Raw genomic sequence first — 22,177 nt, forward strand, 5'->3', positions numbered from 1 at the left:
GAAAATTTGAGTCAAACGACAGGTAATCCTCTTCCTATCACCCGTTGTCATAAAACTGTCACATTCAAGGCGTACACTACCCTCCATAAATAGATGGAGATAATGGTCATGCCTCGAAACAAACTGATTGTAGACGTGCAGTGATGAATGCCCTTGTTATTAAGCATTCCACACGCCTACTAACGTCCCATGGTTGCTGAACTGCAGGTAAAAAACCGGCCGGCAATCGCGGCGGTGCCCAACGAACCGGCGCTTTCCGTGCGGGGCCTGAATGTGCGGTTCGGCACCCAGACAGTATTGAGTAACGTCCAGATGGATCTTGAAGATGGTCGTTACGCCTGCCTGCTGGGTGAATCTGGATCAGGCAAAAGCACCTTGCTGGCAGCCATTGCCGGGCTCATTAAACCCCAGGCAGGGAGCATTCGGCTGCGCGGTCAAAATGTATTCACCGCCGGAGGCATGCAGATTTCTCCCGAAAAACGCGGCATTGGTATGGTTTTTCAGGATGCTGCACTTTGGCCCCACCTCCGAGTCATTGATAATGTTCTTTTTCCCCTGCGCGCTCAGGGGCTTCCGGTAGATCGCGAGCGGGCTATGCTGCTGCTGGAAAAAATGAACATTCCTGCTACTGCAGTAAAACGCAAACCCCATGAATTATCGGGCGGGCAACGGCAGCGGGTGGCCATTGCCCGCGCTATCATCGCCCGTCCGCGTCTGGTTTTACTGGATGAACCCTTATCCGCCGTAGATCAGGGGGTTCGCGAAGAAATCCGCTACTTTCTCCGTACCCTGTTTCGTGAAGAAGGCATTGCCGCACTGCATGTCACCCATGATCCCAGCGAAGCCTTTTATCTGGGCCAGCATGTCGGAGTTCTCCACAGCGGTCATCTGGAACAATGGGATCAGCCGGAGAAACTATTCCGTTTTCCGGCCAGTGAAAATGTAGCTCGACTCAGCGGTTCCGTCCGGAGCCTACCCGTAAAGATTGTTCAATATCAGGGCGGCAAAGCTGAAGTCGCGTTGGCAAATGGCCAGAAAATATGGGTACCCGGGGCCGATACACTGCGTGAAGGCAAGCCTGGCCTTTTGCTGCTGCGCCCCGGAGACATTGACTGCGACAGCCCGGTAGACGCATTTGCTGCGGAAGCCATTCATTCCCATTGGAGTGATGGTCGCTATCTGGTGCATTTGCAAGCTTTCGGCCAGCACGAATTATTGAGCTACTCCCAGCAGAGCAATCTGGGTCCGCGCCACTGGCAAATTTATCCGAATCACGGCTGGTGCATTCCTGCCGAAACATCCGCAAATCAGGAGAAAATCCCATGAAACCCGTAGTCAAACAAGTTACCTTGGCCATCATGAGCCTGGCATTCGCAGGCACCGCCTCCGCCACCACGCTGACTTTGTACAGTGCTGCGCCGGCCTCTTTAGCCAAGGCGCTGGCCCGCGCATTCAGCAAAAAAACCGGTGATCATGTCGCCGTGTGGACGTCCAGCACCGGAAAAGTCATGGCCCGCCTTGCGGCCGAAGCCAACCACCCGCATGCCGATGTGGTCATGGTCGCCGACTGGACAGCCGGCCTGGAACTCGCCAAAGACAAGATGGTGTACGACTATCAACCTGAAAGCATCGACAAAAATCTTTTCCCGGCCATGCAGCTCAAAGGACCTTTCCTGCCCTATGGTGCCGATACGGTTTCCATGGTCATGAACACCAAAGCCTTGCCCAAGGGCGCGAGCATGCCTACCAGCTGGTTTGACCTGACCGCTCCCGTCTGGAAAAACCACCTCACCGCGCCCAATCCGCTGCTTTCGGGCACGGCTTCGGATTTTGTCATTGCTTTTGTGGATAAATACGGCAACAAGGCCTGGCAATATTTTTCCGACCTGAAAGCCAATGGCACCGTCTGGCCGGGAACCAACCATGCCGCACTGATGCCGGTACTTTCCGGTGAACGCAGTGGTATGGTGGAGTGCGTTGGTCATGCCGCCGTGCAGGCCAAGGTACAGGGTAACTCCATTCAGCTGATTTACCCGAAAGAAGGCACCATGCTGATTCCCCGCCCCATCATGATCATGCAGTCGGCGCCGGATAAAAAGCTGGCCGAACAGTTTGTCAATTTCACCATGTCTCCTGCCGGACAAAAACTCGTCGCCAAATATAATCTCTATCCTTCTCTGAATGGCGTTGCCGCCAAACCTGCTCTGGCCAAGCTCGGCACTTATCCCGTCATGACAGTCAACTGGGATCAGGTCGCCGCAACCCGCGCCAGCGTCCTGGCCAAATTCCGTAAGGATATTCTCGGTCAATGATGGGGCGCAGCCTAAATCGGCTGCTGGTTTTTGGCATCCTTGGCCTGCTGGTTCTCGCACCGCTCGCCACCATTATTTTCGAGGCGCTGCAGCCTGACGCCAGCCATCATCATGGCATGGCTCTGCTGCAGTTGGGGGTAGACCAGCACTTTATCCACGCCCTGCTGGGCACCGCAGGTATGGCCGCTCTGGCGGTTGTTTTTGCGTTGCCCATCGGGCTGATTCTGGCATTGTTGATGTTTTACGCCCCGCCCAAATTCAGCTTAGTTTGGGAAGGGCTGATTCTTATCCCCTTTTTAATACCGCCTTACCTGACTGCCGAGGCCTGGACCTTGCTGGTTGGTCCGGTAGGACTCATTGAACAACTCATCCATATTCTCGGAACGCCCCTGGAAACTTTTTTGTACTCATTAGCGGGAATGGCTGCGGTAATGGCCCTGCATCTCACCCCGCTGGTGTACATCATTCTGCGCGCAGCGTTACAAAATGGGGATTTTCGCCTGATTCAAGCGGCCCGTGTACATGGGGCAGGACTGTGGCGGGCCTTTCGCGTCGGCGTTTTGCCCCTGGTCCTGCCCGCATTGGCCGCTGCAGGTTTACTGGTTTTCCTGGATACTTCAGCAGAATTTGGTGTTCCAGCCTTGCTGAGTGGCTATGCAGGTGTCACCGTTCTCAGCACCAGCATTGAGGCCGCCACCAATGTCTGGCCCGTCAATTTGCCACGCGCTTCCGCCATCGGCCTGGTATTGTGTACTTTGGGCATTGTCGCCTGGTTTTTTTATCGCCCCCTGGCCAATGAAAACCGTGGACAAATCCACCAGCTTCGCTACCCAAGCCGCTGGTGGTCGATGCTGCCTTTAGCCGCTTTTGTGTTGATTGCCATGTTGTTACCCATCGGGGCGGTGCTGGCGGTGTCTTTTGAGAAAGCCATTACGGTAGGACTGAAATTCAGCAATTTCACCTGGCATCATTACCATCATATTCTCTCTCATCAATCCAGTGCGTTCGGGGCGCTAGAAACCAGCCTGGAACTCGCCGCCCTGGTAGCTTTTGGCACCATGGTAGCCGCCCTGCTGACGGCCAATATTGTCCGCCGTGGTGGTCGTTTTGCTGCTTTTCTGGATTTGCTGGCTACCCTGCCCATGGCCATACCCGGCGTTGTCCTGGCCGTGGGCATGATCCTTTTCTGGAATGCGCCGTGGAACCACCTACCCGTCTTCGGCACTACCGCCATTCTCGGCGTTGCCTATGCCACTACCACCTTTCCTTTTGCCATGCGCTATGCCCGCGCCGGGCTGGCGCAAATACCGCAGCTACTCGATAACGCCAGCCGGGTGCATGGTAGTGGGCCGTTGCGAACTTTCATGAAAGTGCATATTCCCATCGCCTGGCCGATGCTGATTGGTGGTGCGACCGTGGTGTTTGCCCTGTCCATGCGCGAACTGGTTGCCTCGTTGATGTTGCAGCCAGCGGGGGTACAGGTGATTTCCACTTACATTTATGCCAATTTTCGGCAAGGCGTCATTGGTGATGGCATGGCCATGTCGGTCATTGGCGTGCTCAGTTCGGCATTCATCCTGGGGGTAGCCCGGGGACTGCTGCTGCGTCGTTGAATTTCACTGTGTTGCCACCTATTACCCATAACGGAGTCCAAACATGAACAACCGCAAGCTTATTACCACCATGCTGATTGCTGCCTTAGGTGGCGTCTGCCTGCCCCTCGTAGCTTCTGCCACACCGGCTGAAATCATCCTGCTGCGCCATGGTGAAAAAATGAACCACTACGCCCTGTCACCCGTGGGTCAGGCCCGCGCAGCGGCCCTCGCCCGGCAATATCTGGGAAAAAACGCAACCCATAGCCTGCTGCCAGCACACGAAAAGCCCGCCGCCCTCATGGCCATCACCCTGCATACCATTGAAACCATGACACCGACAGCGCAGAGCTGGGGGCTTCCGGTGACGGCTTTTACGGTCGTCCCGGAACCCGGTCTGAGCAAACATCAGAAAATGGTGCAGGAAAATCTCCGCACCCAGGAAGCCGTTCACGACATCATGACCAATCCCGCCTATGATCAGAAGGTTGTGGTCATCATGTGGGAACATAAACATATTGCCAATGCCAAGCTGGAAGCCCGGTTTCCTGGACAACAGGTCACTTTTTGGCAATTGCTGCATCTCGACAAATTCAAGAATGTACCCCAAACCTGGCCCAAGAAAACCTTCGATTACTTCTGGATTGTTCGTTATCAACCCGGCGACACAACCCCTGTTTCCTTCAGCGTGGAACAGGAAAAGTTTACCGGACAATATGCCAGGCTTCCTGAAAATGCCTGGGGAAAGCCGGAATAGCGCCATTTTGCCGCGCAGTCTATCGGGCTTCTGGTGCGGCGTAGCGGGACTATGTTATATCTAAACAGGTCAGATTTCTGCGCTACCGCAATTGACCATGAGGAGTCCTGCATGTCCTATTTCATACCCGCTGCGAACCTTCCCGAAACCACTGGCAGCCACCGTTACGCGGGCATGATCTGTCAGCATGGCGAGCTGGCAGCATCCGGAAATGTCCAACCTTAGTTTCCAAGCGTCCAAGCCCGGATTCGGCTGCCATGGATAACGTCTTCCTGAACAGTTTGTTACGTCACGGCAGTCGTCCCTATTGGGTTTTGGCTGCAGCGATAATTTTATCAACTGGCAGTGGATTATTCCCTGCCCAGGCCGCCATTTACCGTTGGGTGTCCCCCAATGGCACCGTCAGTTATGGTGATCAGCCACCACCAGGCGCAGCAAAGCTGCAGTCTCTGCCACCCATTCCTCCGCCACCACCGCCTGCAGCGCATCTGCAAACTCCGCAAAAGGCAGCAACTGTAACCCCATCTTCAGCAGCCAGCGATAAAACCCTGACGGCTATAGAACGCTTGAATCTCCTGGCGGCACTAAATAACTATCAAAACAGCCTGCGACCGCCCCCAGAACCTGAGCACCATGTTTACATACCGGCCTATATCGGCCCTGCGCCTTTTCCACCATATCGACCCGGTCGTCCACCCTATTGGCGGCGGCCTCCACCCAGACCTCTCCGCCCCCCGAGCAATCGTCCGCCAACTGTACTTTTGCCACCACCTGCTCCAGCCTCGGCTTATTCTTCGCCCGTACCATTGCCGTAGTCGAGAATGGTTGCCGAAGAAACCGTCAATGCTTCCCTTTCACTGATAATTTGCGCGCCGTGCTTCCAGAGGTAATAAATGACGATGACCCCCATGGGGATGAGCAGGGTCAACACAAAAGTAATAAAAAAGGTGCTCACTTTCAGATAATGACCCCAGCGGGTGCGGGCGGTACCAATGGCCAATGCCACATTTCTCAGTTCTTTTCCGTCGGAATTTTCTACGCTCATGAACACTCCTGTTGTTGCCTTCCGAAACACGAGGGCTCATGTTATTCCTGCGGAATAAGCAAAACAATTCCCGTTGGGACGGCGTTAATCGCGTTCAGCGTGCAAAGGCCAGCATCCGCAATTTCAGTGCGCCCTGCGTAAAGTCAGATTAATGCGCTGCGCACCTACGAGAGGGTGGTTTCCCGGTTTGATCGGGTCAATACCATGATAGCGCAGGCGGGCAGGGCCACCCCAGACCAACACATCACCATGCTCTACAAAAACACGTTTCACCTTGTCCCGACGTTGCGCACCGCCAAACAGAAAAGTGGCTGGCAAACCCAGAGAAACGGAAACAATAGGCGCATCCAGATCCTGTTCGTCCTTATCCTGATGTAACGACATCCGCGCTCCAGGAACATACACATTCACCAGACAGGCATCTGGCGTGAAATCGGCAAAACCCGCTTTTTCCGACGCACGTTGGGCCAAATTCAAAATAATGGCGGGAATTTCCGGCCAAGGCTCCGCATTTTCTGGATCTTTGGACACATATCGATACCCCTGCCTGTCCGACACCCAACCCCATGAGCCGAAATTACTCATGGCAACGGACATTGTTTTTCCACCCGGGGTACACATCTGCCGCAGTGCAGCCTGCATCAACCCTTGTTGCACCGCATGAATCAGGGATTCGGCATCGGCTAACGCCCACCCTCTCAGAATCATGGCCCCTTCTTCAAGCGATTCCGTCGCCGGAGCAGGCAAGGGAAAGTTTTCAAAAAGATCTGCCGTCACAGCCCCCTCCCGCTAGATCTGCGTAACTATAGAGCTTTATTGATCTTTCGGTCTAAGCCAACGTCGGACCGCGCACCGGCATACTGGAATCCAGACTCTGACAAATGTGGCGGGTCGCATAAATGGCAAAACGTTCATTGCCACCCACGACAAACTGGCGAGCGGCATCAATCAGCGCCAAGTTACCCGCTTCAATAAAATCAATCAAAGCGTGCGGTGTTTGATCGTGATAGCTCCGTGCAATACGCAACACCAATCGTAAATGCATTTCGAGTAATTCATGCCAAGCTTCACGATCATTGTGCTGAATCCTTTTAAGCAGATGTTCTTCTTCCAATGCAGTCAAAAGTTCATGATAAGCAATCTCCTGCAAATAGGCGTTGATACGATGACTGGATAGGGCAGATTCTGCACGGACCTGACCATCTTGAGAGTGTGTCCGACGTGCTGTAGCGGAGAGTGTATCGGCTGAGGGCGCTAAACTTTCTGTGGACATGGAAATATTTTCCCTATATTTGTAAAGTGCGATATAGGGTTTAAACATACGGATACACCAGACATCATAGCAAATGTATTTTATTGGTAACTTTATCGGAGAAATCGATAATGGCAGATGACGAACAACTTCTTTCCCTACTGGCCATCGCCGAGCACGGTAGCATCAGTGCTGCCGCCGAGCATTTACATCGGGGTCAATCAGCCATTTCCGAACGCCTGAGAAAACTGACCGAACTGGTCGGCGAGCCTCTTTATACTCGTGAAATCAATGGCGTAAAACTCACTCAGGCGGGGGCCGTACTCATTCCCGACATTGAACGCCTACGCCGCGTCCTGCGGGATATTGACAGCATTATCAGGCGTCGTCAGCGTCTCATGGAAGGAGAGCTCAATATTGTTTCTACCAGTCTCATTGCCAATTATTATTTACCCCCTTTTCTAACCCGATTCAGACAGCAATATCCGGGGATCAATCTCTACATCAAAAGTGGCGAACGATACTGGAAAGATGCAGCGGCGGGGGAAGTAGATGTGTTTTTTTATGAAGGTGACAGCGATCTTCCGGAATTGCCCGATTACTTTAAAAGTGTACCCTGGCAGGATAATGAAATTGTCATTGTCACTCCCTTGCAGCATCCTCTTGCCGGACGCCAGGATGTTTCTTTTGAAGAGGTGGAAAGTTACCCCATTATTTGGCGCGAACCGGGTTCTGCTGTACGCGGCGCCATAGAAAAGGAATTCCGCCGCCGTGGCATCGTCCCCAGGCATTTTATCGAAGTAGCCGATATTGAATCGGTAGGCACGATGATCAATGCCAACCTGGGCATCGGCTTCATGAGCAAAAGAGTGTTAGACAAACGCTCCGACTGGCAGGTAGCTACCGCCACTCTGGAAAGCCACCAGATGGTCTGCCTGAATTTCATGGCCGCACCACAACCCGACCGGCGCTCGATAATGCTCCAGAAATTTCTTGAGATGATCGAAAACCCTGAGAATTTAACCTGAGCAAAAGTGATTGGATTTCGGTTTTGTAGATATCCTCGTTAATAATTATCGTTAGGCCTGCTCAAGCTGATCGTTTAGCCTGTCTGAAAATCGCTTTTTCAATTCAGCGATCCATACAGCGGGGTGATCATCTTGTGAAGCTATTGAATCAACATCAGGAAAAAGACATAACATCCTCCTTTAGTCCATCTTCCCCAACGAATAATAACCACTCTTCACATAACCACGTCAGTGCAAAAGACTGGGAAAACCTGATTGCCGCCAAAGGTAATGCAGAAAAAGCCGACGCATGGGTTAGAGCGCGCTTACATGAAGTGGAGAATTTAAGCACCGGCGCACAAAAAGCGTATTTGCGCATCATGACCAGAAACTTGCCCTGAAATGTCGGACTATCTTCTTCCCTGAAGGGTTTTTGGCGTCATGGTCAGCCAGCAGGGCAGTCACCCTGTTAGCTGCTTCAGGCACGATAGAGACGGGAAATGCTATACTGGGGCGAGTTCGCCTGGAGCTTACAGTTTCGGATACAACACCAACCTTCAGTCAAGGAGTTGATTTGCCCAGTTCAGTCCCTTCCCGCATAAATCCCGGCAGCCATGCCCTCTGGCCCAATTTTTTTATTACAGGCACGGTAAAAGGCGGCACCACCTCTTTATATCGTTACCTTCAGGGGCATCCCGAGGTATTTTTACCGGCCTTCAAAGAACCGCATTACTTTGCCCGTATTCAGCCAAAGCCTGAATATAAGCATCTCATTGAGCATATTAGTGAAGAACATGCCTACCTGCATCTTTACGAAAATGCCGGGGATTTTCCTGCCATTGGCGATGCCAGCACCTCTAACCTCTGGTACCCGGAGGCTCCTGAACGTATTCATGCCGTCACCCCCGATGCCCGTGTGATCATTTTATTGCGCGACCCGGTCAGCCGCGCCCACTCCCACTACCTGATGGATTTTCGTGAGGGTCTTGTAGATCTTCCATTTTCAGTAGAGTTACTTCGGGAGGATTTTGCGCAAAGCGAAAAAGGCTGGGGCGTGTCCAGAATGTATGTGGATCTTGGTTTGTATCACGATCAGGTGCAGCGCTATGTTCGGATTTTTGGCGCGAATCAGGTACTGATCCTGCAATTTGATGATTTGGTGAATGAAACCAACCAGGCTCTGGAACGCGTAGCTGCACACTTACAGATTGATCCTGCGCCCTTTCAGGAAATGGATCTGGAACAGGTGCACAATGGCTTCAAGGCACCCCGAGGTAACTGGTCGCGGCGTTGCGCATCCAGCCCGCTAGCCCGCTGGATTGGTTATCATCTGATGCCCAGAAAGCTGCAATGGTGGCTATATCAGAATCTGATCCTGAAAGCCGCTTCCAAACCGCAGATAGATCCGGCTGCACGTCAGTATCTGGAACAAATTTACGCACCGGATATTGAAAAACTGGAAACCTTACTGGGACAAAAAATGCCAGCGCTGCGCTCTTCCTGGTAAAAATTTAAGCAGGGATAATGGTTTTTACGTCCACAAGGTCGGGAAGCCCCTGCAAATAGCTGGTCATCATGTTCTCGGACCCGCTATAGATGAGATCGCCGTTAGCCATGGCCTGATCCCGCCATTTCTCAATGGGACCCGCCTCAACCAGTACCTTGATCTGGTGACTCTTGGAGAACGCCTGCGCGGCCATCTTCATGGCAGGTAATGGTCCACCTGGACCATAAACATGCAATTCCAATTGTTTCGCCCAAGCCGAACTGCTGGTAAACAGTAAACCTACACAGCCAAAAATATAAAAGCAGTTCAAAAACAATCCACGAAATCTATGATGACCACAATTCATATTTCTCCCTCTTTCAGAGTAGCGCAGAATGCGAGCGATTGAGTCCATAACACGCGTCATAAAAGTTACTTTTTAGTCTTTCTTTCGCTTTTAAGTAAATGCCCAAGTTTAGGCATACAAAAAACCTCATTGACATAGCAATGCAACTGCATTACCGTCCTGGCACCGACCCAAAACTGCTAGGAGACTGCCATGGCAGCGGCCCTCGAAGTCGAATCTACGCTCACCGATCGCTACCAGACCACCGTGCCGGAAACCGTGCGTCGTGCCCTCAAGCTGGGCAAGCGCGACAAGATCCACTACACCATTCGCCCCAGCGGAGAGGTGGTGCTGACACGTGCCCAAGTACCCCACGGGGAAGACCTGGTGCTCGGTCAGTTCCTCGACTTCCTCACTGCCGAAATCTCTCGCCATCCCGAGCGGCTGCAAGCTGTGGATGCCGGGCTCCTCCAACGCCTCCAACCGCTGGTCGACGGCGTCAATGTCGATCTTGATGCCGCCCTGTCGGCAGACGATGAATGAACGCAGAGAAGCCTGAACCCTTGGTCATTCATGGTTGGGCGGTCTTCGCCCATCCACTGTTCCTGGCGCAGATTGAAGCGCTGGTGCGGCAGGTCGAGACCCTGAAGCAGAAGGACCCGGACGGGTCCGTAAAAAAGAACGCCAGCAAACGGCTGGCTGCGATCATCAAGCTGGCGTTCGATGTCATCCCGCAAGATCCGACGCGACCAGAGTACCGCCAGGGTGGGACACTCGGTGACGATCACAAGCACTGGTTTCGGGCCAAATTCTTCCAGCAGTACCGACTATTCTTCCGCTACCATGCCCCGAGCAAGGTGATCGTCTATGCTTGGGTGAATGACGAAAACAGCAAACGTGCCTTTGAGCGCAACGACGACGCCTACCAGGTGTTCCGCAAGATGCTGGGAAACGGACATCCGCCTGATGACTGGGATCAGCTCCTGGCTGAGGCACAGAAAGAATCGCAGCAGATGCAGGAATCATTGGCTAAGGCTGCAGCAGCGCAGTGATTGGCGCAAGTGCGAACGATCTTTACTTGTAGAGGAAATCCCTTATGCTTGATCTGAACTTGCCAGCCTATCGAGATGCTATCCCGGTCTTCCCGTGATCTGATGGTTACCATATTTTGCCCCTTTTTTTGGACTCAAGTATGGCGTCATGGTTTGCATACATTAGACTTGATATCAATTGAAATTAATGACTTGCTGTTTTTAATGGTGGGAACGGCGGGATTCGAACCCGCGACCCACGGCTTAAAAGGGCAGGGATGTTGCACGCTCGGCAATAAACGGGAACAGATAGCAAGTAATAAATCAATGCGTTACCATCTGGCGGCTTTTCCCTTGTGTTGTGGATAACTCCCGCTTTTTGCCCCTGAGTGTCCCGCCAGTGTCCCACGGGGTAACGCGATTCCGCAGCCAGTCACAGTAACAGCCTTACGCGCGGGATGTTGGGATTTGTCAGGGTTTTACAGCCGGGAGAAACTCACGCGCGCACACCTGCTGAAAAGTGTTTTTATAGTCGGTAGGAATCCATGTAGCACATCGCGCGCGTGTACATCTCGCAAAAGTCACGCGCGGGCAAATCTCAGCCTTTCTCATGCGTTTTGTGCGGTAGTGGTACGGTAGGGCCACCCATGCCGCTGGAGTGCGGCACAGGGCAGGGAAAGGGCCTTGCTGGGCGTTTGCTTTTGCCCTTGCAAGAGCCGCCATTGCTGGGGATAGCGTTTGCTTTTGGGTTGCCTTTGGCGGTTGCTGTTACAGTAACGCCACTATATTTACCGTTCTTCGGCTGCCCGGTGGCTGGGGTGATGGTGCTGGCTGCCGGGCTTGCCGTTCCGCCTTAATCTCGGCGGGTGAGCGGGCAAACAGCTTCGCCCATGCCGCCATATACTGAAGGGTTACGGCTGGCACTTCCCCCCGGCGCTTCACGCAAAAGTCTCCCCAGATTCGCGCTCTTCTCGCAGTAGCTGCCTGATTTCATCAACAGTAGCCATAGGCTGAGTGTTAGCGATGGTGCGAGTTATTGAAGTGATAGGCTCCCCGTTCGCCCCTGATACCTGTAAGTCGCTGGGTAGCAGCTTGCCCAGTAGTGCCATAAACGCCACGGGGTTTTCGTCTGCCTGCTTTGCCAGCCAGCCCACGCCCCCGGCCTGCTCCAGAGCACCTAAAATCATCTCCTTCATGCTGCCGGTGATTTTGTTGGGGCTGCCCGCAGGTCTGCCGGGTCCGGGTCCGCGCAGGTTATTCTGAGTTTGTTTATTCATGGCGTCATCTCGAACGGCACGCGGGCAATCTCGCTGTCGGCGTCGTCATAAGCCACCAGCTCGCAGGTGTCGGGGTTGAACTCGATATGCAGAGTCAGCCCGCCACAAGTGGTAAGGCTGGCCGCTGATAGGTGCGGCAGTGCATGAAAAAACGGGACTGCCCGGCGTAGTGCGGTTTTTGGGTTCCAGCGTTCATCTGTCATGGTTCGTTCCTTTCAAAATTGGGGCACTGTCTGGGTGCCATCGGGTAGCAGGCTTTATATCCAGAGCCACCAGACGGCGGGCCTGTTCCGGTGATGTTGCAGCGGCCTAGCCCTTGGGCTGGGTTGATGGTATCGGGCAGGAATCGGGAACACTCCCCACAAGCCACTTTCCTTGGCTCAGGACGCACGCTGGCGGGTTGGGTGGTGCTTGGGTGGCTCTCAACGGCTGGCGCTGATTCTGCCGCCAGTGTGCGGATTATCTCGGCGCGGCGTTCTCGGATAGATTGGCGTAGTTCATCGGTGAGCAAGTCAGCAGGGCCAACTTTCAGCTTTCCGCCAATGGTGGATAGGTTGAGTCCTGCCGCCCTGAGTTCTGCCACCAAATTAGAAGGTTTCATAATCTTCCCCTTCGTCGTCATCCAGCCCCGGCCCCGTGATTACGCGCCCACTCACCACATGCACAAGCCCTGTCTTTCGTGCCCGTATGATTGCCCGCGTAGTCACCCCCCCGGTGATGCCCGCCAAGAGACAGGCACGCTGCCAGTCGCCAACAGACGGATTTCCGCCAGTGGTGAGTAGCTTTTCTAAAACCCCTATGGCGTCGGGCTGGGAATTCGTCCGGGAACGAACGAACGAACGGACGGGGGTATTACATACCCCCCCGTTACGTTCCGTTCGCTCTGGTTCCCCCGAACGATTCGTAACGTTTCGTTCGCTTTCGTTCGCGTTCGTTCGCCCCCCTGATACCCCTACAAAATTGCCTGAGATTGTCACAAGCCCCCGTTTTATAAGGGCTGCCTTGGCTTCATTAAATCTTTGGCGGACTAGGCCTGTCCCTGCTCGCCATTCGGTAAGTGTCACTTTGGCGTCATCAGGCGAACGGCCCCCGCTTTCAAGGTTCGTTCGCCTGTTTTCGTGCATCTCCCGCAACACTCCAAGGCACAACGTCTGATTTTTTCCCAGTTGCTCCGTCTGCTCTGGCGGCTCGCATTCTTCCAGCACTGCCGAAAATATCCGCTCGTCATCTTCATCCAGCCAGTGCGTGTCCGTGCTCGTCAGCCTGAACGTCAAGGGCTTGAACCCTTCCGATTCTTTGGCCTTGGTGGACGATAGGGTAATAACGCCTTCGGACTGGGTGAGCGACAACTCAGTATCCAGTGCGGCCTTTATCGCTGAGCTGCCGCGTGCCCTGTCCTGATTGTGTCCGGCATGGTGAACCAGAACCACGGCGCACCCGTATTGCTCCCGTATTTTGTCGCAAGCCTGCACCAGCTCGCCCATGTCGCGTGCGCTGTTTTCATCCAGCCCAGCAGCAGCACGCGCCAGAGTGTCGATAAACACCACGGACGGGGTGCCTGCACCTGCTTCCTGTATGGCGGCGGTAATCTCGGCCACTGCTTCCGATTCGCCAAGGGGCACAATGCGGCGGGATATGAACAGCGGCGCGTCTGGTAGTCCCGCGTCTGGGTTCGTCAGGTGCCACGCTCGCAAGCGTCGAGATACACCCCCGACGCCTTCGCCAAGGATATAAACGGCTGGGCCTTGGGTGATACGGTGCCCGTACCAGTCAGAACCACAGGCAATGCTTGCCGCCATGCTGAGAGCGCAGAACGATTTACCCGCTCCCGGCTGTCCATATAACAACGCCAGCGTGTCCGCTTCCACGATACCGCGTATCAGCCAACGGACGGCGGGCGGGTTCGTCAGCAGTTCCCGAACGTGACGCAGTAACGGCGGGCGCGGTGGTTGTGGTTCCGGGAGTCCATCAGCAGCGCCAGCATCCGGCACAACAGACAGGCGCGGGGCGGGCTGCTCGAACTCAGCGTATGCGTCCAGCGGCGGCGATTCGTCAGCCCAGCTCATGACGCCACCGCCTGCCGCAGGCATTTCCGCCATGCGTGCCAATCGTTGAAATCGTTTACCCATGCAGGGGCATCAGCGGGCAGGCTGGGCCATATCCAACGGGAACGGGATGCAATAGCGGCACTCTTGGCTTTGGATAAACCGACTTCGCCCAAATCCGCAGCAATTACCATATCCAGAGCAGGGAACAGGCGGCGGCCTTCGGTTGCCACGGCCTGCAAATTGCCTGCATCCAGTCCAGCGATAACGCAAGCCCCCGGACTGAGTGCCGCCAAGGTTTGCCCCGTCGCCCAGCCTTCGCAAACTATCAGCCGGCCATCAGGTGCGGGCATGTCACCAGTGCGGATAAAGCAGCCTGATTTTTTCATGCCCGACAGGAACCGCTTACCGCCTTGCTCGTTGATGAATTGCAGGCCCCAAAGTTTCCCGGTGAAGCCCTGAACAGGCAACACCAGAGAAGGCCCAGACTGGCGGGCAATACCTGGCGCAATGCCCTTGCGCTCAAGGTAGGGGTGTCGTGCGGCGGCTGGCGCTGAGTCATTCCATACGCGAAGCGCACGCCTTGCCGCGTCCTTGTGGCGGCGTTCCGTCTCGGCCTGAGCTTCGGCACGTTCCCGCAGGATACGGGCGGCGAGTTCGGCCCGTTCTTTGGCGGTGAGTGCTGATTCTCTCTTGCTGCACCAGCGCACGGAAGCCCCGGACTTCCAAGAGCCACCAGCGCCAGCAACAGGCGCGTCAAGGTGGAGACGATACCAGCAGGACACTTTACCCGCTTTATCGTCGGCACTTCTGGCGCGGTGCAAGACACCATCAGCGCGGATTGTTTCGGACTGGTGAAGGATTACACCAGCAGCGGCGAGAGCGTCGCGAAAGGCTGCAATAGGATTATTTCCCATGATGCACCCCCATAGCCCGGCGCAGGCGGCGCAGGCTCCAGAACATGCGGGCGATGTTGTGGCGTATCCCCTTGTATGTGCTATCCTTCGGCATGGCTGCCCCCTTGTTTGCCCTTGGCGGCTGTCTGCTTGCTTGCGGTATCCTTGGCGGCGTTTGCGGCGTCGCCTTCCCTTGCGCTTTTAGGAAGTTTAAGCGGTTCTTCACTTCGGCCTAGCCGATAATACGCGATACGCTCGACACCCCGGCGCTCGGTGGTTATCGGCCATTTATACCGCGTCCGTAAAACGTGGATTATCGCGCCAAGTCTCCACGCGCCAACTTCGGCAATCTCGTCAGCATGGGATATTGTGCGGCCCTTGATTAACTCCCGGCATGTCCATGCAACGGCAGTGTCTCCGCTGAACCAAAGCCCCCCGCTCATGCCGCACCCCTTACAGAGCGAAGCCCGCCGGCCTGCACAAGTCGCAGGAATACCGGCGTGTTTATCAACACGCGGCGGCCAAGGCGGGCGATGGCTCCAGCGTTTTCCAGTTCGTCGCCCTTCCAAAATATGGCGCTTCTCAGCCCGCCAGCGGTGAAAGCTGGGTAGGTTTCTGCAAACTGTTTGACTGTCAGATATTCGGGTAAATCCTGCATTGTCTTTGCTCCACAATGCCGCGTTATTGCGGCGATGTGTGGAGCATAAAAAACGGCAATCTATAAACGGAAAAGCCCCATTTAAGGGGCTAAAATATTTAGTGGGCTAAAATAGCCATTATATTTTAGGCTTGGACAATAGCCCGATTATGCTGCTATCCCGTCGCGGCCCCGGCTTGGGTTCTGCCGTGCGCTTTGCCTGCTTCATCACTGAGCAAACAAAGTTTGGCGTAGTGCCCGGCTCGCAAAGGTTGGCTATCCCGGCGATGATGGTAAAACCCCCTGATTCAATAAACGGCCCGTCAACGGTGAAACACCCCGCCAAGGCGCGAACAACGGCCCCCCTGCGGCTACGGGTGCCACGCTTACCTGCAAACGCAGCGGATAGGGCGTCTCCATGCTGGCTTGCGTGCATGTACCCCCCGGACAGTCCCGCAGGATACACGCGCCCATACTTGCCACGCTCTGCCCACGGTGCCAATGCTCCCACGTTACGGGCCAGCGGTTCGTTATCGGCCCCCCTGAGCAACTCGGCGGCTTCCCTGAGTAGTCGGGCGGCCTTGTCGCAATCCTTGGCCCGGCGCTCGGCAATCTCTAAGGCGTCGTCGCTTTCGTTCAGCAGATAGGCAACATTACGCAGGAATACATGCGCGGGCATACAGGTTAAAGGTAAAGCCTTGTCTATGACGCCCACGCCCACGCTTTCTATTGGTGGCCTGCCGTCCGTGATATTGTCGGGCACAGGTTCGGGTTTTCCTGCCGCTTCCCATGCCAGCACAAGCCAGCGGCTAAGTGCCGCTTCAATGCGGGCGCGTGCAAAATCCTTGTCAGGTACTTCTCCATCATCATGCGCCTTCGTGTATGAACGGGCGACTTCTTCCCGTTCGGCTTCAGTGGGAAAGTATGGCTCTATAATAGCGGCGGCGATTTCTTCGGAAAGCACCTTTTCCCATTTTTCGGCAATGGCTAAGGCTTCGGCCTGCTCTTGGGTGAGTTTACGCGTCATGCTGCACCCCCGCCCACCATACGGGCGGCCACTTTCTCCGCCAGTGTCGCGGTATGGGCTGGGCTTAGGTGCGCGTATCGCTGCACCATTGCCAGCGTCTTATGTCCCAACAATGCCGCCAATTCGGGAAGGCTGGCCCCGTTCATGGCGGCCATACTTGCGAAGTCGTGCCGCATGTCGTGCCAGTGGAAGCCTTCAATGCCTGCCGCCTGTAAAGCCTTTTCCCACGGCTGGCGCAAGTCCACGGCCTGTTTAGGATTCACCTTGCTTGGGAACAGTAGTCCGCTATCAATCCGGCGCACTTTGGCCCGTTCCTTGAGTAATTCCAGCACTGGCGCGGTAAGGTGCAAGGCGCGGCGGCTGCCGTTCTTGGTTTCTTCAAGTTGCAAGGTGGCGCGGTTCAAATCAATTTGCGCCCACGTCGCGCCCATCGTCTCGGCTTGCCTGCCGCCAGTTGTCAGCGCCAGCAGAATGGCAAGGTATAAATCGGGGTTGCTCGATTGCTTGCAGGTTTCCAGCAGTCGGGCGCGTTCGTCGTCACTCAGGTAGCGCACGCGGCCCCTTGGCTCGGCTTTCTTGCCTACCTTGTGCATCGGTGACGCTTCCAGCCATTCCCAGTTTTTCACGGCTTCCGTGAGCACAGACGCCAAGGCTTGGCGGTAATGGTTCAACGTCGAAGCACTAAGCGGCTTCCCGGTGCGCTCGCTGGGGTTGTCGGCAAGCTGGGCTAGTTTCTGCTTCACGGCGGCAGGGGTTACATCAGAGAGCGGCAAGGTGCCTAGTTCAGCCCGCCAGTAACCAAGGTGCTGTTTACGGGCTTCCTTGGCTCGCATATCTCCAAGGCGTTCCCGTTCGTAACGCTCGATTGCTTCCGCCAGCGTGTGCCGCTTGGCTTCTGCCGTCTGGAAATAGCGGCCTTCTCTTATGGCGGCTTCGGTATTGACGGCCCACTGCTTGGCCTTGGTGAGACTGGCGAAGGTGGCACTTTGGACAGGCTGCCCCCTGAGTCTGATTTTTACCCGGTAGCTGGTGCTGCCGTCGCTGGTGGTGCGCTTCTCGATGGCGGCCATGTTATGCACCCCGCCAGATGATTACTGATATAATCGCTGTATCCATTTTGCAGGCTCCTTTTCAGCTTGCGGTGGTAGGGCCGGGCGGGTGCTGAGAACACCCCCCGGCCTGTTCTTTGTATTATGGCAAACACGGCAATAAATGGCAACAATGGCTTCACAAGCCAGAGTATAGGCAATGCAACGTAATGTTTTATATATCTTCACCACGCCATGAAAGCGGATATGGGGCACTAGCGGGACAGTGCGGGACAAAATGGGCCACTTATCCACAGAAAAAAGTGACTTGTCACAGTAACGCCAGCGGGAAGGTTACGGGTACGGTTTGGGTTCCCAAGAGTGCCCACGAGTTGCGGCTAGGTGTCCCATGAGTGCCCCACGGCAAAGAAAAAGGGCCTAGACGTTAAGCCTAAACCCTTGTTTTAATTGGTGGGAACGGCGGGATTCGAACCCGCGACCCACGGCTTAAAAGGCCGCTGCTCTACCGACTGAGCTACATTCCCATACACACGCAATTGACACCAGAACAGCGTCAAGGCCGCGTATTATCAGCGGTGAAGCAACTTCGGTCAAGTCGAGGGTGAGTGTGTGCTGAACTTTCCGTCCTGTGCGGACAATCGCAGACGCGACGAGTCAGGGAGCAGAGCTTGCGCTCACATTCTTAAACAGGCGTTGCCCTGCAGGGACAGCATCCTTGCCGACAACGCCTTCCCGATCAGGAATTATCCAGCGCGAAATGCCCTGAGAATTCGGCATGATCGAGCACATGCCCCAAACTGTGCATTTCGCGGGCACGCGGATCTGCTGCAGGGGGCGGTCCAAGCTGGTCGGTATCATGGTCTGGCGTATGCAATCTCGCCTTTACCGCCTCCCAATCAGCCCCTTCGGCTAGACCCAATGTGGCTTTATCCGTCGCCAGAAGCAGGAAATCATAATGCTGCAACTGGTGATCAGCCGCTGCCTCGGGTGGGCGATAACCCAACGTCCCGAAACTATTGCGTCCGGTGAAGATGCCATCGGGGAGAGGACCCCCCTCGTTTAACCCTTCGATCGTTGGAGAAATATCGTAGAGCAACCAATGTACCCGTTGATCTGATTCCGCCTCCCGATGTTCCATGAGCAACACCAGACTTTTGGTGTTGGGGGGAAGATGTTGCCAAAAAATGGACGGGGTCCGGCCTTCACCGGGATGCGCGAAGCGTCTGGGAATCCAGTCTTCTGGATCAATTCCGGTACTGAATACTTTCATTTCTGCTGCCATGTCTGCCTCCTCACTTGCGTGCGGGCTGTTGGCCAAAACATCGTCAACCGGTGCAAGCACTACGCCCGCAAAAAAACAACCAACCCCTGTAAGACTAGCAGAAAAAGAGCATTCGGGATGGCAGCAGGGCAAGTCATACGGTGCAGGTCAACCGCCAAGCCCTGAGCAATGAATTTGGGTCAGGGTAGCTCCATGCCCATCAGATCATCCCAGTTTTCCCGTCGCCGAATGAGGCGATGTTGATGACCATGGACCAGCACCTCCGGGGGCCGGGGCCGGGTATTGTAGTTGCTACTCATGGCAAAGCCGTACGCACCGGCACCCATAATGGCCAACAACTGTCCTGCCTCCGCCCGAACGGGGCGGTCCTTGGCGATGAAGTCGCCGCTTTCGCAGATGGGCCCAACCACATCCATGACCTGCCCGGCTGCCGCATCCTGGCGGAGTGGCAAAATATCGTGCCAGGCCCCATAAAGAGCGGGGCGCAACAAATCATTCATGGCTGCATCCACCACACAAAACTGCTTGCTGCCATTATCCTTGAGGTATTCCACCCGGGTCAGCAGAACCCCTGCATTCCCCACCAGGGCCCGGCCCAGCTCTACGGCCCTTTTGACGGCCAAGCCCTGCAAGGCCTGGTTGAGAACCGCCGCATAATCCGCAGGACTGGGCGGGTTTTCTTCGTGATAACGAATACCCACTCCGCCCCCGAGATCCAGATGCTCCAGAGTAAGGCCTTGGGCAGAGAGGTCTTCATAGAGGGCACGCACCCGCGTCACCGCTTCGCCCAGGGGCGCAAGATTGAGTAATTGGGACCCGATATGGCAGGCAATGCCCTTGAGCTCCAGAGCAGGATGTTTTGCGGCCTCCAGGTAGAGAGCCCGCGCGGCATCCATGGGGATTCCGAACTTGCTTTCCTTAAGGCCGGTAGCAATGTACGCATGGGTGCCGGGATCCACATCCGGATTCACGCGCAGGGCAATGGGCGCGCGCAGGCCCATATCAGCAGCAATATCGGCAATCCGCCACAACTCTGCAGCAGACTCTACATTGAGACAGGCAATGCTGGCAGACAGGGCGGTACGAATTTCATCGGCAGACTTACCTACGCCCGAAAAAATGATTTTCTGCGGCGCGCCTCCCGCACGCAGCACCCGTTCCAGTTCTCCGCCCGAAACAATATCAAAGCCAGCCCCCATTTCTGCAAATAAACGCAGCACCGCCAGATTACTGTTGGCCTTAACGGCATAACACACCTGCGTGCCGTCACCCAGCGCGTTACTGAAGGAATGGTAGCGTTCGCGCAGCGCCGCCCCGGAATACACGTAGCAGGGAGTATCATAATGCCGGGCGATGGTGGCGAGGGATATATCCTCGCAGTACAAGTCTCCCTGATGGTAATGGAAGGTGTTCATGGACGCGCAGCACTCCCCGTTGCACTGCTGGTCGGGCTGATCGGTGCCGGAGCGACAGCAGCATTGACGGCAGGATGTGCTGGGGGAGGTGGCGGCAGGCTCAGTGGCGTCTTCCGCCCACAGCCGGCAAGGCCGAGAACTAGCAGGCACGAGAAGGCCACCGCAGCCATGGGCTTCATGCGGTTTGCTCCTCAGCCAGGCGCGCACGAGCACGGGCGATAGCCGCCCGCACCTGGTCAGGGGCGGTTCCGCCGAGATGATTACGGGCCGCGAGTGAACCTTCCAGCGTCAGCACCTGATAAACCTCTTCGGTAATAAGTGGGGACAAGGCCTGCAAGTCAGGCAAGGGCATGGCTTCCAGCCCTATATTGCGGTCTTGGGCGAGACGTACGGCTTTACCCACCACCGCATGCGCATCACGGAAAGGCAAACCTTTACGCACCAGGTAATCGGCCAGATCAGTAGCCGTGGCATAACCTCGTTCTGCCTGGGCACGCATGACTGCGGGGCGGGTTTGCAGGCCCGGCAACATTCGACTCATGATTTCGATGCTGGCCCGCACCTGATCCAGCGCATCAAAAAAAGTTTCCTTGTCTTCCTGATTATCGCGATTGTAAGTCAGGGGCTGGCCCTTCATCAGCACCAGCATGGCGACCAGATCCCCGACCACCCGACCACTTTTGCCACGAATGATTTCCGCCACATCCGGATTTTTCTTCTGGGGCATAATGCTGGAACCCGTACAAAAACTATCCGGGAGATCAATGAAGCCAAAAGGTGCTGACATCCACAAAATCAATTCTTCGCATAAACGCGATAAATGGACGGCAATCATGGCCAGATCAGCCAGCACTTCCATGACAAAATCCCGGTCGGAAACGGCGTCCAGGCTGTTTTCCGCGACGGCGTCAAAACCCAGTTGCCGTGCCACATCCCAACGGTCAATCGGGAAAGTGGTACCTGCCAAAGCCGCCGCACCCAGGGGCAGCACATTCACCCTTTTCCGCGCGTCCAGAAGACGCTGGGCATCGCGCTGAAACATTTCGACATAGGCCATACAATGGTGGCCGAAGCTGACCGGCTGCGCCACCTGCATATGGGTCAGGCCGGGCAGAATGGTTTCCACTTCGCGCTCGGCCAGGTCCACAAACACTCCCTGCAGATGGCGCAATGCGGCGACCAGATCATCCACACAAGCGCGGGTATACAGACGCAGGTCAGTGGCCACTTGATCATTGCGGGAACGGCCAGTGTGCAGCTTCTTCCCCACGTCCCCGATGATTTCCGTCAAACGGGATTCAACATGCATGTGAATATCTTCGAGGCTGTCGACAAATGGCAGGCGCTGTTCGGCAATTTCCTGTCCCACCTGCTGCAGTCCGGAGACAATGGCCTCCACCTCGCTGGCGGTCAGCACGCCAACCCGCCCCAACATGCGGGCATGAGCTTGCGAACCACGGATATCCTCCGCATATAAACGGCTGTCTACCAGGATGGATGCCGTGAATGCTTCCACCAAACTATCCGTACCTGCAGCGAAGCGCCCGCCCCACATTTTTTCACTCATGCCTGCACCTCCTTTCTGCCCGCGACTATAACGAAAACACCAGCTCTTACGCCAGCATTGCCCATGCTTCCCGCTAAAAACGGCAGTTGGCCCGGGGGCTTTGCCGCAACTTTGGCAAAATAGTCGATGCCTTGCTACAGTTAGTCTGCTGAAC

Annotated in this window: 28 protein-coding genes, 1 tRNA gene and 1 pseudogene; 11 read left to right on the forward strand and 19 right to left on the reverse strand. The window is 55.4% G+C overall.

Features of this window, described 5'->3' with window-relative positions; all coding sequences use genetic code 11:
• Nucleotides 1-234 precede the first annotated feature (234 nt).
• The 5 genes and pseudogenes from HAP95_RS10450 to HAP95_RS17515 form a co-directional block, all read left to right on the forward strand.
• On the forward strand, nt 235-1,326 hold the full coding sequence (locus tag HAP95_RS10450; protein ID WP_215884163.1) for an ABC transporter ATP-binding protein: 1,092 nt from the start codon (nt 235-237) through the stop codon (nt 1,324-1,326).
• Nucleotides 1,323-2,312, forward strand: coding sequence for an extracellular solute-binding protein (locus HAP95_RS10455; RefSeq protein ID WP_215884164.1), 990 nt, complete (start codon nt 1,323-1,325; stop codon nt 2,310-2,312). Before HAP95_RS10450 ends, HAP95_RS10455 begins: the two co-directional genes overlap by 4 nt.
• A complete protein-coding gene (locus HAP95_RS10460) occupies nt 2,309-3,925 on the forward strand; it encodes an ABC transporter permease (protein ID WP_215884165.1) in 1,617 nt (538 codons plus the stop codon). The genes HAP95_RS10455 and HAP95_RS10460 overlap by 4 nt, the downstream gene beginning before the upstream one ends.
• 43 nt (nt 3,926-3,968) lie before the next feature.
• The gene (locus tag HAP95_RS10465) at nt 3,969-4,661 is read left to right on the forward strand and encodes a hypothetical protein (RefSeq protein ID WP_215884166.1); all 693 of its coding nucleotides are present in this window, start codon (nt 3,969-3,971) and stop codon (nt 4,659-4,661) included.
• A 257-nt stretch (nt 4,662-4,918) separates the two neighbouring features.
• Nucleotides 4,919-5,086 (forward strand): annotated as a pseudogene (locus HAP95_RS17515) (DUF4124 domain-containing protein); the annotation flags it as partial.
• Here the strand turns inward: HAP95_RS17515 and HAP95_RS17300 are convergent.
• The 5 genes from HAP95_RS17300 to HAP95_RS10485 all read right to left on the reverse strand — a co-directional run bounded on the left by HAP95_RS17300 (nt 5,064) and on the right by HAP95_RS10485 (nt 6,979).
• Nucleotides 5,064-5,186, reverse strand: coding sequence for a hypothetical protein (locus HAP95_RS17300; RefSeq protein WP_264318845.1), 123 nt, complete (start codon nt 5,184-5,186; stop codon nt 5,064-5,066). The pseudogene HAP95_RS17515 and the gene HAP95_RS17300 overlap by 23 nt on opposite strands.
• Before the next feature lie 30 nt (nt 5,187-5,216).
• Nucleotides 5,217-5,429, reverse strand: a complete 213-nt coding sequence (locus tag HAP95_RS17305; RefSeq protein ID WP_264318846.1) for a hypothetical protein — start codon at nt 5,427-5,429, stop codon at nt 5,217-5,219.
• Nucleotides 5,430-5,448: 19 nt separating this feature from the next.
• Nucleotides 5,449-5,706, reverse strand: coding sequence for a hypothetical protein (locus tag HAP95_RS10475; RefSeq protein ID WP_215884168.1), 258 nt, complete (start codon nt 5,704-5,706; stop codon nt 5,449-5,451).
• A gap of 123 nt (nt 5,707-5,829) precedes the next feature.
• Nucleotides 5,830-6,483, reverse strand: coding sequence for a DNA oxidative demethylase AlkB (alkB, locus tag HAP95_RS10480; RefSeq protein ID WP_215884169.1), 654 nt, complete (start codon nt 6,481-6,483; stop codon nt 5,830-5,832).
• 52 nt (nt 6,484-6,535) lie between these two features.
• Nucleotides 6,536-6,979, reverse strand: a complete 444-nt coding sequence (locus tag HAP95_RS10485; RefSeq protein WP_215884170.1) for a sigma factor — start codon at nt 6,977-6,979, stop codon at nt 6,536-6,538.
• A gap of 110 nt (nt 6,980-7,089) precedes the next feature.
• Between HAP95_RS10485 and HAP95_RS10490 the strand changes: the two genes are divergently transcribed.
• From HAP95_RS10490 to HAP95_RS10500, 3 genes are all read left to right on the forward strand, one after another.
• Nucleotides 7,090-7,986 carry a LysR substrate-binding domain-containing protein gene (locus HAP95_RS10490; RefSeq protein ID WP_215884171.1) on the forward strand — a complete coding sequence of 299 codons (897 nt, stop codon included), beginning with the start codon at nt 7,090-7,092 and terminating at the stop codon, nt 7,984-7,986.
• A gap of 134 nt (nt 7,987-8,120) precedes the next feature.
• On the forward strand, nt 8,121-8,366 hold the full coding sequence (locus HAP95_RS10495) for a hypothetical protein (RefSeq protein WP_215884172.1): 246 nt from the start codon (nt 8,121-8,123) through the stop codon (nt 8,364-8,366).
• Between the two features lie 173 nt (nt 8,367-8,539).
• Nucleotides 8,540-9,472 (forward strand): sulfotransferase family protein, encoded by a 933-nt coding sequence (locus HAP95_RS10500; RefSeq protein ID WP_226832720.1) that lies wholly within the window; start codon nt 8,540-8,542, stop codon nt 9,470-9,472.
• 4 nt (nt 9,473-9,476) lie between these two features.
• On the opposite strand, the gene HAP95_RS10505 is transcribed toward HAP95_RS10500, so the two are convergent.
• Nucleotides 9,477-9,782 carry a substrate-binding domain-containing protein gene (locus tag HAP95_RS10505; protein WP_215884173.1) on the reverse strand — a complete coding sequence of 102 codons (306 nt, stop codon included), beginning with the start codon at nt 9,780-9,782 and terminating at the stop codon, nt 9,477-9,479.
• Between the two features lie 228 nt (nt 9,783-10,010).
• Here HAP95_RS10505 and HAP95_RS10510 point away from each other — a divergent pair, with 228 nt between their 5' ends.
• The 3 genes from HAP95_RS10510 (at nt 10,011) to HAP95_RS10520 (ending at nt 11,685) form a co-directional block, all read left to right on the forward strand.
• Nucleotides 10,011-10,340 carry a type II toxin-antitoxin system PrlF family antitoxin gene (locus HAP95_RS10510; RefSeq protein ID WP_215884174.1) on the forward strand — a complete coding sequence of 110 codons (330 nt, stop codon included), beginning with the start codon at nt 10,011-10,013 and terminating at the stop codon, nt 10,338-10,340.
• Complete coding sequence (locus HAP95_RS10515) at nt 10,337-10,849, forward strand: type II toxin-antitoxin system YhaV family toxin (RefSeq protein ID WP_215884175.1); 513 nt, start codon at nt 10,337-10,339, stop codon at nt 10,847-10,849. The genes HAP95_RS10510 and HAP95_RS10515 overlap by 4 nt, the downstream gene beginning before the upstream one ends.
• A 626-nt stretch (nt 10,850-11,475) precedes the next feature.
• Nucleotides 11,476-11,685 carry a hypothetical protein gene (locus HAP95_RS10520; protein WP_215884176.1) on the forward strand — a complete coding sequence of 70 codons (210 nt, stop codon included), beginning with the start codon at nt 11,476-11,478 and terminating at the stop codon, nt 11,683-11,685.
• Nucleotides 11,686-11,766: 81 nt separating this feature from the next.
• On the opposite strand, the gene HAP95_RS10525 is transcribed toward HAP95_RS10520, so the two are convergent.
• The 13 genes from HAP95_RS10525 to argH all read right to left on the reverse strand — a co-directional run bounded on the left by HAP95_RS10525 (nt 11,767) and on the right by argH (nt 22,023).
• Nucleotides 11,767-12,105 carry a hypothetical protein gene (locus tag HAP95_RS10525; protein WP_215884177.1) on the reverse strand — a complete coding sequence of 113 codons (339 nt, stop codon included), beginning with the start codon at nt 12,103-12,105 and terminating at the stop codon, nt 11,767-11,769.
• Nucleotides 12,102-12,308, reverse strand: a complete 207-nt coding sequence (locus tag HAP95_RS10530; RefSeq protein WP_215884178.1) for a hypothetical protein — start codon at nt 12,306-12,308, stop codon at nt 12,102-12,104. Before HAP95_RS10530 ends, HAP95_RS10525 begins: the two co-directional genes overlap by 4 nt.
• The gene (locus HAP95_RS10535; RefSeq protein ID WP_215884179.1) at nt 12,305-12,706 is read right to left on the reverse strand and encodes a TubC N-terminal docking domain-related protein; all 402 of its coding nucleotides are present in this window, start codon (nt 12,704-12,706) and stop codon (nt 12,305-12,307) included. Before HAP95_RS10535 ends, HAP95_RS10530 begins: the two co-directional genes overlap by 4 nt.
• Nucleotides 12,693-14,234 carry an AAA family ATPase gene (locus tag HAP95_RS10540; RefSeq protein WP_215884180.1) on the reverse strand — a complete coding sequence of 514 codons (1,542 nt, stop codon included), beginning with the start codon at nt 14,232-14,234 and terminating at the stop codon, nt 12,693-12,695. The genes HAP95_RS10535 and HAP95_RS10540 overlap by 14 nt, the downstream gene beginning before the upstream one ends.
• Entirely contained in the window at nt 14,168-15,067 is a 900-nt protein-coding gene (locus HAP95_RS10545; protein WP_215884181.1) for a toprim domain-containing protein, read from the reverse strand. Before HAP95_RS10545 ends, HAP95_RS10540 begins: the two co-directional genes overlap by 67 nt.
• Before the next feature lie 418 nt (nt 15,068-15,485).
• On the reverse strand, nt 15,486-15,704 hold the full coding sequence (locus HAP95_RS10550) for a hypothetical protein (RefSeq protein WP_215884182.1): 219 nt from the start codon (nt 15,702-15,704) through the stop codon (nt 15,486-15,488).
• A gap of 118 nt (nt 15,705-15,822) precedes the next feature.
• Nucleotides 15,823-16,710 carry a hypothetical protein gene (locus HAP95_RS10555; RefSeq protein ID WP_215884183.1) on the reverse strand — a complete coding sequence of 296 codons (888 nt, stop codon included), beginning with the start codon at nt 16,708-16,710 and terminating at the stop codon, nt 15,823-15,825.
• Nucleotides 16,707-17,780 carry a tyrosine-type recombinase/integrase gene (locus tag HAP95_RS10560; RefSeq protein ID WP_215884184.1) on the reverse strand — a complete coding sequence of 358 codons (1,074 nt, stop codon included), beginning with the start codon at nt 17,778-17,780 and terminating at the stop codon, nt 16,707-16,709. Before HAP95_RS10560 ends, HAP95_RS10555 begins: the two co-directional genes overlap by 4 nt.
• Nucleotides 17,781-18,207: 427 nt before the next feature.
• Nucleotides 18,208-18,283 (reverse strand) — tRNA-Lys (locus tag HAP95_RS10565).
• Between the two features lie 212 nt (nt 18,284-18,495).
• Complete coding sequence (locus HAP95_RS10570) at nt 18,496-19,041, reverse strand: YbhB/YbcL family Raf kinase inhibitor-like protein (protein WP_215884185.1); 546 nt, start codon at nt 19,039-19,041, stop codon at nt 18,496-18,498.
• A 179-nt stretch (nt 19,042-19,220) separates the two neighbouring features.
• Nucleotides 19,221-20,456, reverse strand: coding sequence for a diaminopimelate decarboxylase (lysA, locus tag HAP95_RS10575; RefSeq protein ID WP_215884186.1), 1,236 nt, complete (start codon nt 20,454-20,456; stop codon nt 19,221-19,223).
• On the reverse strand, nt 20,453-20,635 hold the full coding sequence (gene lptM, locus HAP95_RS10580) for an LPS translocon maturation chaperone LptM (RefSeq protein ID WP_215884187.1): 183 nt from the start codon (nt 20,633-20,635) through the stop codon (nt 20,453-20,455). The genes lysA and lptM overlap by 4 nt, the downstream gene beginning before the upstream one ends.
• On the reverse strand, nt 20,632-22,023 hold the full coding sequence (gene argH / locus HAP95_RS10585; protein WP_215884188.1) for an argininosuccinate lyase: 1,392 nt from the start codon (nt 22,021-22,023) through the stop codon (nt 20,632-20,634). Before argH ends, lptM begins: the two co-directional genes overlap by 4 nt.
• Nucleotides 22,024-22,177 lie beyond the last annotated feature (154 nt).

Source organism: Acidithiobacillus sulfurivorans, from assembly GCF_018853815.1.
Classification (GTDB): domain Bacteria; phylum Pseudomonadota; class Gammaproteobacteria; order Acidithiobacillales; family Acidithiobacillaceae; genus Acidithiobacillus; species Acidithiobacillus sulfurivorans.